A 13403-nucleotide genomic window follows, 5' to 3' on the forward strand; every position below is an offset into this window, starting at 1 on the left:
TCCGAACGGCAGCCCCCAACGAACTTCGAACGACCAGGGATGCACGCAGTCGCGCATGCCCTATGGCCGGCGCTTGGCACCCATTTGGCCCGAAAAGGGTAAAAACTTAGACAGTGTTCCTGCCGTATAATTACGGTGCGTTGACGATGTTTCGGCTACTGAAAAAGTTTGCGCCCACGTCGTGGGCTGACGTGGGCGCTTGCAGCGGTGCTTGCGTACAGCTTGCAGCTTACGCGGCGCGAATCTTGCCGAGGAAGTCGCTGACCTCGTGGCCGAGCTGGCGGCTCTGGTTCTCCAACATCTCGGAAGCGCTCTTCACGTTGTCGGCGGCCGCTGCGGCGGCATCCGCATCGGCTTTGACGCCGGTGATGTTGTCCGAGACGTTCTTGGTGCCCTGCGCCGCGAATTGCGTGCTGCGCGTGATCTCCTGCGTGGCGGCGCCCTGCTCCTGCACGGCGGCTGCAATCGCGGTGGCGACCTCGTTCACCTCGCCGATGATGCCGCCGATGGTCTGGATCGCGTTGATGGCATCGCCGGCGACCTTCTGGATGTCGGCGATCTGCTCGGAGATTTCTTCCGTCGCCTTCGCGGTCTGGCTTGCGAGCGATTTCACCTCGGAGGCGACCACGGCGAAGCCACGGCCGGCTTCGCCGGCGCGGGCCGCTTCGATCGTGGCGTTGAGCGCGAGCAGATTGGTCTGCGCCGCAATCGTGTTGATCAGGCCGACGACCTCGCCGATGCGTCCCGCGGACTTCTGCAGGCCCTGAACGGTGCCGTCGGTCTCGCGCGCCTGGGTGACGGCACGGCCGGCGATGCCCGCGGCATGCGCCGCCTGCTGGCTGATGTCGTTGATGGACGCCGAGAGCTCCTCGGCGGCGGCGGCCACGCTGTCGACGCTCATCGAGGCGTCATTGGAGGCCTTGCCGGCGACCTGGACGCGGTCGTTGGTCTGGCGTGACACGGCGGAGAGATCGCCCGAGGTCTTGCGCATTTCGCCGGAAGCCTCGCTCAGCTCGCCGAGCGTCTTGCGCACGGCGCCCTCGAACTCGCCGACATAGGCCTCGACGGCGCGCTGGCGTGCGGCTGCGCCGACATTGCGTTCGCGCTCCTGCGCCTCGATCTTGAGCTTCTCGGTCGCCTGCTGCTTGAAGGTTTCCAGTGCACCGGCCAGCGCGCCGATCTCGTCCTGGCGGTCGAGATAGCCGCTGTCGACGGCAAGATCGCCGCCGGCGACCTTGAGCATTGCGTCGCGGATGGTGTTGAGCGGATTGATGACGCGGCGGCTGACCAGCACGTTTGCGCCGATGGCGAGGCCAATGGCGAGCGCCAGCAGCACGAGCTGCACGATCAGCGCGCTCTGGGCGGCGCCGCGCTGCTCTTGCGTATGGGCCTTGGCAGCGTCGAGGGCGGCCTCGGCGACCGCGACCGCACTGGCCATGCGGCCGACCGTGACCGGACTCCACTGGTTGGCGGTCATCTCGGCCTTCTCGCCCTTGACCAGCGCGTCCGCGAGGCGGTCACGCAGCGCCAGATATTGCGGCTCGAAATAGCCGGTCTTCGCGGCGGCCATCGCGGAGGCCAGCGCCGGCGGCAGCTGCATGCCCGAGGTCGCCAGCTCCAGCGCCTTCCACATCGCGGCCGTGCCACCGACATATTGGGTATAGTTGTAACGGCCTTCCGGCGTGATCTTGCCGGCGGCAAGGCCGGTCGAGACGATCAGCGAGGCTTCGCCTGCGGTGTTGCGCAGCAGCCAGGCGCTCTGCTTGATCGACAGCAGCTGGTCGATCTCGGCGTCCTGGTGGTTGACGGTGGCGGCGAGCGTGTTCGAGAGCTTGTCGAGGACGTCGAGCAGGCCCTGCGTCGTCTCCATGTATTCCTTGGTGAGGCCGGCGCGGCGCTGGTCCTTGGGCTTGGCCACGCTCTCCCAGAACTCCTTCTGCTCCTCGATCAGCAGCTTGTAGAGGCGCGACAGCTCAGGCACCAGCGAGCCCGATTGCGGGAAGTCCATGCCGGGCAGCAGCTCGAGCGCCCGCGCCATCGCCGGCATCTGGGCATCGCGCAAGGCGCGCAGGTATTTCTCGATCTCGGAATCCATCGGCTCGGTCGCGTTCAGGAGACGCGAGGTGGTCGAGCGGTCGGTGCGCAGATTGTGCATCGCCTTGAACAGATCGGCGGAAGCGTCCGCGATCTGCGAGATGCGGTTGGCGGTCCTCAGGCGATCCCACGATGCGTAGGCCGTGAGCGAGAGTGCGATCACCACGCAGACCGATGTGATGGCGATCACCGCTTTCAAAAGCGCGGACACGGTCAGGCGATTGAGCATCGAAGTCCCCCCAAATTCCCATTGCAAAGTTCGTGAAGACGCCCGGCAACATCGAAAAAACGGTGGGCGCGGCAGATCGGCAATCGCATGCCGTTTGCGCCTGGAGCGCACACGGTTTCTGCATTTGAAAGGAAAAGGGTAAAGTTTTAGGCAGTCGGCCTACCTGTACAAATACGGATTTACCAGAAGTTGTAATGGGTTGCGAGGACGGAACCGGCGCGAGCGACGGGCGTTAGGACACCGTTAGCAATTTGCCTGAAGGGGGTCCTTAAATGCTGGTCGGCGTTCTCGTCACCTTTCTCGTCGTCATTCTCGTGCTCTATCTCATCAACATGCTGCCGATGGACGGCCGCGCCAAGCAGATCGCGCGCGTGATCGTCATCATCATCGGCATCGTGTCGCTGCTGAAATATCTCGCGGTGTTCTAGCAGGAATTCGTAGCCCGGATGGAGCGCAGCGAAATCCGGGGTCTTGCCCCAAGCGACACCAACCCGGATTGCGCTGCGCTCCATCCGGGCTACGCGCTCAAACAAAAGCCCCGGCCTGAGCCGGGGCTTCGTTTGTGCTGCGCTTAATGCAGCCCTTTGAGCCAGTCGTCGACGTCCTGACGAACCTGGTCCTTGGCCTTGCCGTAGCGCTCCTGGAGCCGGCCTTCGAGCTGCTCGCGGCGGCCCTCGATCACTGTGAGGTCGTCATCGGTGAGCTCGGCCCACTTCTCCTTGGCCGATCCCTTGAACTGCTTCCAGTTCCCTTCGATGCGATTCCAGTCCATGTGCATCTCCCGTTGCTGATGGCCCGACAACGCGATGCGTGGGCGGCCGTTCCTCCGTGCGCCGCGACGTTTCGCCCAACAAAAAAGCCCCGGCCTGGGCCGGGGCTTTTGATGTCTGAATAGACGAGCTTATCAGCCAAGAGCCTTTTTATCCAAGAGCCTTGGCCTCGCGACGGCGCGCGGTGAGAATGTACTCCGTGTAGCCGTTCGGCTGCTCGCGGCCCTTGAAGATGAGGTCGCAGGCGGCCTTGAAGGCGACGCCGTCGAAGGCGGGCGCCATCGGCTTGTAGATCGCATCGCCCGCGTTCTGCTTGTCGACGACCACGGCCATGCGCTTGAGCGATTCCATCACCTGCGCTTCCGTAATCACGCCCTGATGCAGCCAGTTGGCGAGATGCTGGCTGGAGATGCGCAAGGTGGCGCGGTCTTCCATCAGGCCGACATCGTGGATGTCGGGTACCTTGGAGCAGCCGACGCCCTGGTCGATCCAGCGCACGACGTAACCGAGAATGCCCTGGCAGTTGTTGTCGATCTCCTGCTTGACGTCGTCGGGCGCCCAGTTCGACTTCGACACCGGAATGGTGAGGATGTCCGAGAGCTTGGCGCGCGGGCCGCCCTTGGTCAGCTCCTGCTGACGCGCGATCACGTTGACCTGGTGGTAGTGCAGCGCGTGCAAGGTCGCGGCGGTCGGCGAGGGGACCCACGCCGTGGTGGCGCCGGCCTGCGGATGGGCAAGCTTCTGCGCCAGCATGTCCGCCATCTTGTCGGGGGCGGCCCACATGCCCTTGCCGATCTGGGCATGGCCGGGCAGGCCGTCGATCAGGCCCATGTCGACGTTCCAGTCCTCGTAGGCCTTGATCCAGGCCTGCGCCTTCATCTCGTTCTTGCGGATCATCGGGCCCGCTTCCATCGAGGTGTGGATCTCGTCGCCGGTGCGGTCGAGGAAGCCGGTGTTGATGAACATGATGCGCTTGGAGGCGCGCTGGATGCAGGCCTTGAGGTTGACGGTGGTGCGCCGCTCCTCGTCCATGATGCCGACCTTGAGCGTGTTCTCGGGCAGGCCCAGCATCTTCTCGACGCGGTCGAAGATCTCGCAGGTCAGCGAGACCTCGTCCGGGCCGTGCATCTTCGGCTTGACGATATAGGCCGATCCGGTGCGGCTGTTCTTGACCTTGGAGTTGCCTTTCAAGTCATGAATGGCAAGAAGCCCGGAGACGGCGGCGTCGAGCAGGCCCTCGGGGACTTCCTCGCCGGCCTCGTCCAGCACCGCATCGGTGAACATGTGGTGACCGCAATTGCGCATCAGCAGCAGGCTGCGGCCGTGCAGCTTGAGCTCGCCCTTGCCGTCAGGCGTCTTGTAGGCGCGGTCGGCATTGAGCGAGCGCGTCAGCGTCTTGCCGCCCTTCTCGAAGTCCGCCGACAGCGTGCCGTTCATCAGGCCGAGCGTGTTGCGATAGACCAGCACCTTGTCCTCGGCATCGACCGCTGCGACCGAATCTTCCATGTCCAGAATGGTGGAGACCGCGGCTTCCATGATCATGTCGGCGACGCCGGCCGGATCGTCCTTGCCGATCACGCTGCCGCGATCGATCATCACTTCGACATGCAGGCCGTTGTTGACGAGCAGCACCGCGCTCGGCGCGGCCGCATCGCCCTGGAAGCCCGCGAACTGCGCGGCGTTCTTCAGCGCGGTGGCATTGCCGCTCTTCAGCTTCACGGCGAGCTGGCCCGCGACGACGCTGTAGGCGGTGACGTCGGTGTGGCTGCCGGTCGCGAGCGGCGCGGCGGCATCGAGGAAGGCCTTGGCCTTGGCGATCACCTTGTCGCCGCGCGCCCTGTTGTAGCCCTTGCCGCCTTCGGACGGATCGTGCGGGATCGCATCGGTGCCGTAGAAGGCGTCATAGAGCGAGCCCCAGCGCGCATTCGCCGCGTTCAGCGCGTAGCGTGCATTGGTGAGCGGCACCACGAGCTGCGGGCCGCAGATCTTGCCGATCTCCTCGTCGACATTGGCGGTCTCGACCTTCTGCGTCGCCGGCTCCGGGACGAGATAGCCGATCTCCTTCAGGAAGGCGGTGTAGGCGTCGAGGTCGAACGCCTTGCCCTTGTTGGCGCGATGCCAGTCGTCGATCTTGGCCTGCAGCGTGTCGCGCAACGTCAGCAGCGCGCGGTTCTTCGGCCCGAGGTCCTTGATGATCCCTGCAACCCCGGCCCAGAACGCATCCGGCGCGATCCCGGTTTTCGGGGCCGCTTCGTTGGCGATGAAATCGAAAAGGACGGGTGCGATCTTCAATCCGTGGGCGTCGACGCGTTTCATGATGGTCTTTCTTGTTGGAAATGGCTGTTTTTGGCTGCTTTTGACCCGACAGCAGCAAAATGCGCCCACGTGGGGCAGCTTTCAGGACCTATTAGCCCCAAAATCGGGGCGCTGAGAAGACCCCCAAAGGTTTGTCAAAATGTCAAGACGAGGTGGGGGAGGCGCACACCGCTGTCATTCCCCGCGAAAGCGGGGAATCCAGTACGCCGCGGCTTCTCCGTATCCCAACGCTGTCTCTGGAATACTGGGTCGCCCGGTCAAGCCGGGCGACGACAGCGGGGGCTGGGATAGCCTCAAATGTTCGCGGCGAGGTCCAGGACTTCGTCGAACAGCACGCCTGATGTCTTCAGCATCTGCTCGATCTCATCCGCGGCCTCGGCAACCGTCCGCGTCGAGGTGTCGATCACGAGCTCGGCCGCTTCAGGCCGCTCGTAGTCATTGCCGATGCCGGTGAACGAGGCGAGCGCGCCTGAGCGGGCCTTCTTGTAGTGGCCCTTGGGGTCGCGCTCCTCGCAGACGCCGGCCGGCGTTGCGACATGGATCTCGCGGAACGCGGTGTCGGCGATGCGGCGCGCCGCGGCGCGGTCTTCGCGGGCAGGGGACACGGCCGCGACGATCGCGATATGGCCGTTGCGGGCGAGATGCGTCGCGACTTCGGCGAGGCGGCGGATGTTCTCGCTGCGATCAGTGGCGGAGAAGCCGAGATCGCCGTTGAGGCCGGCGCGCAGCGTGTCGCCGTCGAGCAGGATCGGCGAGCCGCCATTGGTGAAGAGACGCCGCTCCAGCGCCTTCGCCAGCGTCGACTTGCCGGACGCCGGCAGGCCGGTGAGCCAGACCACCGCGCCGTTGTGGCGATAGCGCGCGGAGCGCTCGTCGGGCCGCAGCGCCGATTCCACCGGCACGATGTCGACCGGCACGGCGCGCTGGCCGGCATCGACCGACAGCACCAGACCACCGCCGGCGATACGCCCGGACACCTCGATCACGAGGCGGCCGGTGCGCGGATTCTCCGTGTAGGGATCGGTGGCAATCGGGTTCGACAGAGAGATGTCGATCTCGCCGACATGGTTGCGGCCGATCGCCTTGTTCTCGCTGCTGGAGAGCTCGCCGGGATCGACCGCCTTCTCGATGGCGACGACGGTGGCGCGGCTTTCCTTCGGCCCGCAGCGGACCAGGAGCTGGTCGCCCTTTTCGAGCGGCTTGTCGTGCAGCCAGAAGATGCGCGCGCGCAGCCGGCGCGTCTCGCGCGGGGCGGCGTTGGCATGGGCGATGATGTCGCCGCGCTCGATGAACAATTCGCGGTCGAGCGTGATGCCGACCGAACGGCCGGCGCCCTGACGTCCCGCGACCGGCGTCACCGGCCAGCTCTCCACCGTCTTGATCTTGGCGATCTTGCCGGCCGGCATGATCACGATCTCGTCGCCCGCAATGAGGCTGCCGGATTCGATCCGGCCGGCCACGATGCGGCGATCGTCGAACTTGTAGATCGCCTGCACCGGCAGGCGCAGCGCCAGTGCTTCCAGCGGCCGCGCGGGCTCGAGCCGATCGAGCGCCTCGACCACGGTCGGTCCCTTGTACCAGCCGATCCGGTCGGTGCGCTCGGCGACACCGTCGCCGTCGCGGGCCGAGATCGGGATCACGGCCGTCGGTGTGACGCCGAGGCCGTTGAGATGCGCCGAGATCTCGTCGCTGATCTCCTTGAAGCGATCGGCGCTGAAATCAACGCGGTCCATCTTGTTGACGACGACCGCGACCTGCTTCACGCCGAGCAGATGCAGGAGATAACCGTGTCGCCGGGTTTGGTCGCGCACGCCTTCGAGCGCGTCGATGATCAGCACCGCGCCGTCGGCCTGCGAGGCGCCAGTGATCATGTTGCGCAGGAATTCGGCGTGGCCGGGCGCGTCGATCAGCACGATGTCGCGCGAATTGGTGCGGAAGCGGATCTGCGTGGTGTCGATGGTGATGCCCTGGTCGCGCTCGGTCTGGAGCGCGTCGAGCAGGAACGACCATTCGAACGGCATGCCGCGCCGCGCGCTGACGGCTTTCAGCATCTCCAGCTTGCCGTCGGGCAGGCTGCCGGTCTCATGCAAGAGGCGGCCGACCAGCGTCGACTTGCCGTGGTCGACATGGCCGACGATGACGATGCGGACTTGCGGCCGCGTGGTGCCGTTCGGCGTCGCGGACGAAGAGGGGGTGACGATCATGTTCATATCGCGCTCGCGTCCTTGAGATCACAGATAGCCGGCGACGCGGAGGCGCTCGAAAGCGTCCTCGGTCTCGTGGTCGAGCGCACGGCCGGCACGCTCCGGCACCTTGGTCTGCTCGAGCTCGATCAGGATCTCGTCGATGGTCGTCGCGGTCGAATTCACGGGATTGGTGATGTCCTGATCGCCGAGCGAGCGATAGCGCTTGCCGTCCTTGGCGAGATAGAGCGGGATGATCGGGATGTTCTCGCGCTTGGTGTAGGCCCAGATATCGGCCTCGGTCCAATGCAGGATCGGATGGATGCGCAAATGCGCGCCTTGCGGCGGCGAGGCGTTGAAATGATCCCAGAATTCCGGCGGCTGGTCGCGCACGTCCCAATTGCCTTCCAGGCCGCGCGGCGAGAACACGCGCTCCTTGGCGCGGGTGGCTTCCTCGTCGCGGCGGATGCCGGCGATCAGGCCGTCAAAGCCGTATTTGGCGAGCGCCATCTTGAGGCCCTCGGTCTTGCGCGCGGCGGAACGGGCGGCCGGCGGCAACGTTGGGTCGACGGCATCGATGGGCGGGCAGGGCTCGACGCGGAGATCGAGATCCCACTCCTTCCCGTAATGATCGCGGAAGCGATACATCTCCGGAAACTTCTTGCCGGTGTCGACATGGAGCGCCGGGAACGGCATGCGGCCGAAGAACGCTTTCCGCGCCAGCCAGATCATGACGTTGGAGTCCTTGCCGAGCGACCACAGCAGGGCGATCTTCTTCAGACGGGCAAAGGCCTCGCGGAAAATGTAGATGCTCTGCGCCTCGAGCTGGTCGAGATGGTCCATGCTGGGGGCGGTCAGCCCGACGGGAATTTGCTCGGAAACGGGGGCGCGGGAGTCGCGCCCATCTGCACCGGAATCGGTCCTGAGAAGATGCATCTCTGCCACTTTGCGTTTGGAGGCGAATTTTCTATAGTTGCGGTGCAGAAGAGAAGAAAAAATTTTCTCTTTGCGCGCTCGAAACGACACATATATAGAAAATAATTCCAGTCAACCCCGGATGTGGGGGAAGCGAGTATCGCATGCGGTTCTTGCCGGTGTTCCTCGATCTCAAGGCCGGTCCGGTGGTTCTCATCGGCGCGGGTGAGCTTTTGCGCGCAAAATTGCGCGTGCTTGCCGCCGCCGGTGCGCGCATCCGCGTGCACGCGGTCGACGGTAATCACGAGCTGGGCCTGAACTCCGAGGACGCGGCGCGCATCGAGATCGCGACCGGTGATCCGCTCACCGCCGATCTCTCGGGCGTCATCGCGATTGTCTGCGCCGGCGCAGGCGATGTCGGCGTTGCCATGTCGGCGCGCGCCAAGTCGCTTGGTCTGCCCGTCAACGTCATGGACGATCTCGAGCACTCCAGCTTCATCTTCCCGGCCATCGTCGATCGCGGCGATGTCGTGGTCGCGGTCGGCACCGGCGGCACCTCGCCGGTGGTGGCGCGGCGCGTGCGCGAGAAGATCGAGGCGCTGCTGCCGGCGCGCATCGGCGAGCTCGCCGAGTTCATCGGCGGCTTCCGCAAATCCATCAACGAGCGCATCGCCGAGTTTCCGCTGCGCCGCCGTTTCTGGGAGCGCGTCATTGACGGTCCGATCGGCGCATCCGTGCTCGCCGGCCGCAAGGACGAGGCGGACGCGATGCTCAAGCAGATATCCGATCCGTCGGCGTTCGCGCGCGCCGACAAGCCGGAAGGCTCGGTCGCGCTGGTCGGCGCCGGCCCTGGCGATCCTGACCTTCTCACCATCAAGGCGCTGCGCGCGCTGCAGGATGCCGACATCGTCTTCCATGACGAGCTGGTCTCGCCTGAAATTCTCGACCGCATCCGCCGCGACACCACGCGCGTTCCGGTCGGCCGCCGCATCGGCAAGCCCGGTATCGGGCAGGACGCCATCAACAAGCGTATGATCGAAGCCGCACAGTCCGGCCAGCGCGTGGTGCGGCTGAAGGGCGGCGATCCCTTCGTGTTCGGCCGCGGCGGCGAGGAAGTCGAAGCCGTGCGCGCCGCCGGCATCGCCTATTCGATCATTCCCGGCATCACCGCTGGTCTCGGCGGCGCTGCCGATTTCGAGGTGCCGCTCACCTATCGCCATGAAGCGACCCGCATCACCTTCCTCACCGCGCACAAGGCGCGCGATGCGGAGACGGTGGACTGGTCGACCCTGACCGACACCAAAATGACCGTCGTGGTCTACATGGGCATGACCGCGGCGCCCGCGATTCGCGCCGGGCTGTTTGCCGCCGGCCGTTCACCAGAGACGCCGGTCGGCGTGTTCGCCCGCGTCACGCGTCCCGATGCGCAAGGCGCGATCGGTACGCTGCGCGACCTGCCCGAACTCGTGCGGCGGACCAATGGCGGTCCCGCCATCCTCATCATCGGCGACGTGGTCCGGCATGCCGGTTCGCTTGGTCGTCAAACTCCCAAGAAAAACTCAGCTCAAATCATCTCTGACCTCCTGGATGCTGCCGAATGACCTCTCCTCTGCAACAGAAACTGAAAATCACGGGCCCTTCCGTCGTGACCGCCAACCGGACCTGGGACGGCGTCGTGGTCTATCGTACCGCCGCCAAGGGCTGGTCGGTGGAGCTGACCGATGCCTCGATCGTGCGGGACTCGGATGCGGCGAAAGCGTTGCTCGCCGAGGCCGTGGCTGATGACGTCGGTGCGATCGGCCCCTATATCGCGCCGGTGCAGGTCGATGACGCCGGCAAGATCCTGCCGGGCAATCTGCGCGAGCAGATCCGCCGCGACGGTGTGACCATCGACTTGCCGGTCTGATCGCAGGCCGAGCTGTAAGGCACTTCAATCATGTATGCTTACGACGAAATCGACCGCACGTTGGTCAACGAGCGCGTCTCTGAATTCCGCGACCAGGTGCAGCGCCGTCTCTCGGGCGAGCTCACCGAGGACGAGTTCAAGATGCTGCGCCTGCAGAACGGCGTCTATCTTCAACTGCACGCCTATATGTTCCGCGTCGCGATCCCCTACGGAACGCTTGCGTCAAACCAGTTGCGGGCACTCGCCCACGTCGCGCGCAAATACGACCGCGGCTATGGCCACTTCACCACGCGCCAGAACATCCAGTTCAACTGGATCAAGCTGTCGGACCTGCCGGATGCGCTTGCCGATCTCGCCGAGGTCGGCATCCACGCGATGCAGACCTCCGGCAACAACATGCGCAACGTCACCTCCGACCAGTGGGCCGGCGTCGCGCCCGGCGAGATCGAGGATCCGCGCATCTGGTCGGAGCTGATCCGCCAGCACACCACGCTGCATCCGGAATTCTCGTTCCTGCCGCGCAAGTTCAAGATCGCGATCACCGCGTCGGACCATGACCGCGCCGCGATCAAGGTTCACGACATCGGCCTCAAGCTGATCAAGAACGAGAAGGACGAGACCGGCTTCGAGGTTCTGGTCGGCGGCGGTCTCGGCCGGACGCCGTTCATCGGCAAGACCATCAAGCACTTCGTCCACGGCCGCGATCTCCTCAGCTACATCGAGGCGATCCTGCGCGTCTACAATCAGTACGGCCGCCGGGACAACATCTACAAGGCGCGCATCAAGATCCTGGTGCACGAGCTCGGCATCGAGAAATTCTCGCGCGAGGTCGAGGAGGAGTGGCAGCAGATCCGTCATTCCTCGCTCGAGATCGACGACGAGGTGATCGAGGACATCCGCTCGCGCTTCATCTACCCCGCTTACGAGAAGCTGCCGCACATGCCGGACGAGCTGCGGCAGGCTGCGGCCGATCCCGAGTTCGAAGCCTGGCGCAAGAACTCGGTGGCCCCGCACAAGGTGCAGGGCTATTCCATCGTCACCATCTCGCTGAAGCCGATCGGCGCGCCTCCCGGCGATGCCACCGCAGATCAGATGGATGCGCTGGCCGATCTCGCCGACAAATATTCCTTCGGTGAGATCCGCGTCGGCCACGAGCAGAACCTGGCGCTGCCGCACGTTGCCAAGCGCGATCTGCCGGCGCTGTGGAAGGCGCTCGACAAGCTCGGGCTGGCGACGCCGAACGTCAACCTGATCACCGACATCATCGCCTGCCCGGGTCTGGATTATTGCTCGCTGGCCAATGCGCGCTCGATCCCGATCGCGCAGGAGCTGACGCGGCGCTTCGCCAACCACGAGCTCGCCAACCTGATCGGCCGTCTGCACATCAACATCTCCGGCTGCATCAATGCCTGCGGCCATCACCATGTCGGCCATATCGGCATTCTCGGCGTCGAGAAGAACGGCGAGGAGGTCTACCAGATCACCATCGGCGGCCGCGCCGACGAGAACGCCGCGCTCGGCACCCTGATCGGTCCCGGCGTGAAATTCGACGAGGTTGCCGACGTCATCGAGGACGTCGTGGAAGCCTACCTTGCGCTGCGTGAGCGGCCGGAAGAGCTGTTCATGGACACGGTCAAGCGCCTCGGCGTCGAACCCTTCAAGGAGCGCGTTTATGCCACTCGTTAACGGCGGAAAAATCGCCGACGACAGCTTCGTCAAGCTCGCCGTCGACACGCCGCTGCCCGAGGGCGGCGACATCCTGGTACCGGCCGAGCGCTTCCTCGGCGAAGCCGATGCGCTGCTCAATCGTTCGGGCAAGATCGGCGTGATCTGGCCGAACAATCGCGACATTGCCGAGCTCGTGCCTTATCTCGGCAAGATCGCCGTGGTCGCGCTGGTGTTCCCGACCTTCCGTGACGGGCGCGCCTACAGCCAGGCGCGGCTGCTGCGTGAGCGCTACAATTACCGTGGCGAACTGCGCGCCACGGGCCAGATCCTGCGCGACCAGTTCGTGTTCATGCTGCGTGCCGGCTTCGATTCCTTCGAGGTCAAGAAGCAGGCGGATGCGGAAGCCTTCATGCAGACCGCGAAGCGCTATTCGGTGTTCTACCAGCCGACCGGCGACGGCCGGATCACGGCGCTGCACCGGCGCATGCAGCTGCGTCATTCCGAGGGTGTCGGCACGTGAACGCGATGGCTACTCAATTTGCATCCCAATCCGCGTCGGTGTCGCCGACTGCGGACGAGCTCGACCGCGCCTTGCGCGATGCGTCTCCTGCGGAGGTCGTCGCGGCCGCGTTGAAGGCGGTCGGGCGCGAGAAGCTTGCGCTGCTGTCGTCCTTCGGCACGGAATCGGCGACGCTGCTCAAGGTGGTTGCCGATGTCGATCCGGCGATCCCGGTGATCTTCCTCGACACCGGCTGGCTGTTCGAAGAAACGCTGGCCTATCGCGACACGCTGGTCGCAATGCTGGGCCTCAAGGACGTCCGCTCGGTCAAGCCGCCCGAGGAGACGCTCTTGCAGAAGGATCCCGATCGCGACCTCTGGTTCTCCGATCCCGACGCCTGCTGCCGCATTCGTAAAGTGGAGCCGCTGGCGCGCGCGCTGAAGCCGTTCGATGCCTGGCTCAACGGCCGCAAGCGCTTTCAGGGCAATGCGCGCACCGATATTCCGGTGGTTGAGGACGACGGCGTGCGGTTGAAGTTCAATCCGTTCGCCAATGTCTCGCGCGAGGAACTCGAAGCGATTTTCGTCCGCGCCAAATTGCCGCGTCATCCACTTGCGGCGTCCGGTTTCCGTTCGGTTGGGTGTATGCCTTGCACCAGCAGAACGGCCGAAGGTGAGGATGAGCGCGCGGGTCGCTGGCGTGGCCGAGCCAAGACAGAATGCGGCATCCACACGATGAAGATTTCGTAGCACAGGCGAGCTGCGAGCTAGCGAACAAGAAAATCCGGTTCCGTTGACTTGAGAGCCTTTCGCCCTGAGTTATG

11 protein-coding genes are annotated in these 13403 nt (G+C 64.8%); 6 read left to right on the forward strand and 5 right to left on the reverse strand.

The window, feature by feature from the left end:
• Positions 1-229: 229 nt before the first annotated feature.
• Positions 230-2323, reverse strand: coding sequence for a methyl-accepting chemotaxis protein (locus VGR99_RS21065; protein WP_326901011.1), 2094 nt, complete (start codon positions 2321-2323; stop codon positions 230-232).
• Positions 2324-2595: 272 nt separating this feature from the next.
• Between VGR99_RS21065 and VGR99_RS21070 the strand changes: the two genes are divergently transcribed.
• Positions 2596-2751: a Thivi_2564 family membrane protein gene (locus tag VGR99_RS21070; RefSeq protein WP_008546817.1), complete on the forward strand. Its 156-nt coding sequence runs from the start codon at positions 2596-2598 to the stop codon at positions 2749-2751.
• Between the two features lie 143 nt (positions 2752-2894).
• Here the strand turns inward: VGR99_RS21070 and VGR99_RS21075 are convergent, their stop codons facing one another.
• The 4 genes from VGR99_RS21075 to cysD form a co-directional block, all read right to left on the reverse strand.
• Positions 2895-3095, reverse strand: a complete 201-nt coding sequence (locus tag VGR99_RS21075; RefSeq protein ID WP_326901021.1) for a CsbD family protein — start codon at positions 3093-3095, stop codon at positions 2895-2897.
• Positions 3096-3243: 148 nt separating this feature from the next.
• On the reverse strand, positions 3244-5409 hold the full coding sequence (locus VGR99_RS21080; RefSeq protein WP_326901022.1) for a malate synthase G: 2166 nt from the start codon (positions 5407-5409) through the stop codon (positions 3244-3246).
• Between the two features lie 293 nt (positions 5410-5702).
• Entirely contained in the window at positions 5703-7619 is a 1917-nt protein-coding gene (cysC, locus tag VGR99_RS21085; RefSeq protein ID WP_326901023.1) for an adenylyl-sulfate kinase, read from the reverse strand.
• 21 nt (positions 7620-7640) lie between these two features.
• On the reverse strand, positions 7641-8435 hold the full coding sequence (gene cysD, locus VGR99_RS21090; protein WP_326901250.1) for a sulfate adenylyltransferase subunit CysD: 795 nt from the start codon (positions 8433-8435) through the stop codon (positions 7641-7643).
• Positions 8436-8671: 236 nt separating this feature from the next.
• Between cysD and cysG the strand changes: the two genes are divergently transcribed.
• The 5 genes from cysG to VGR99_RS21115 are packed head-to-tail and all read left to right on the forward strand — an operon-like array spanning position 8672 to position 13329.
• Positions 8672-10108, forward strand: a complete 1437-nt coding sequence (gene cysG / locus VGR99_RS21095; protein WP_326901024.1) for a siroheme synthase CysG — start codon at positions 8672-8674, stop codon at positions 10106-10108.
• A complete protein-coding gene (locus VGR99_RS21100; protein WP_326901025.1) occupies positions 10105-10413 on the forward strand; it encodes a DUF2849 domain-containing protein in 309 nt (102 codons plus the stop codon). Before cysG ends, VGR99_RS21100 begins: the two co-directional genes overlap by 4 nt.
• A 30-nt stretch (positions 10414-10443) precedes the next feature.
• A complete protein-coding gene (locus VGR99_RS21105; RefSeq protein ID WP_326901026.1) occupies positions 10444-12099 on the forward strand; it encodes a nitrite/sulfite reductase in 1656 nt (551 codons plus the stop codon).
• Positions 12086-12601 carry a DUF934 domain-containing protein gene (locus VGR99_RS21110; RefSeq protein ID WP_326901027.1) on the forward strand — a complete coding sequence of 172 codons (516 nt, stop codon included), beginning with the start codon at positions 12086-12088 and terminating at the stop codon, positions 12599-12601. Before VGR99_RS21105 ends, VGR99_RS21110 begins: the two co-directional genes overlap by 14 nt.
• 5 nt (positions 12602-12606) lie before the next feature.
• The gene (locus tag VGR99_RS21115) at positions 12607-13329 is read left to right on the forward strand and encodes a phosphoadenylyl-sulfate reductase (protein ID WP_326901029.1); all 723 of its coding nucleotides are present in this window, start codon (positions 12607-12609) and stop codon (positions 13327-13329) included.
• The last annotated feature ends 74 nt before the right edge of the window (positions 13330-13403 follow it).

Origin of the sequence: Bradyrhizobium sp. (assembly GCF_035935975.1) — a bacterium.
Lineage (GTDB): Bacteria > Pseudomonadota > Alphaproteobacteria > Rhizobiales > Xanthobacteraceae > Bradyrhizobium.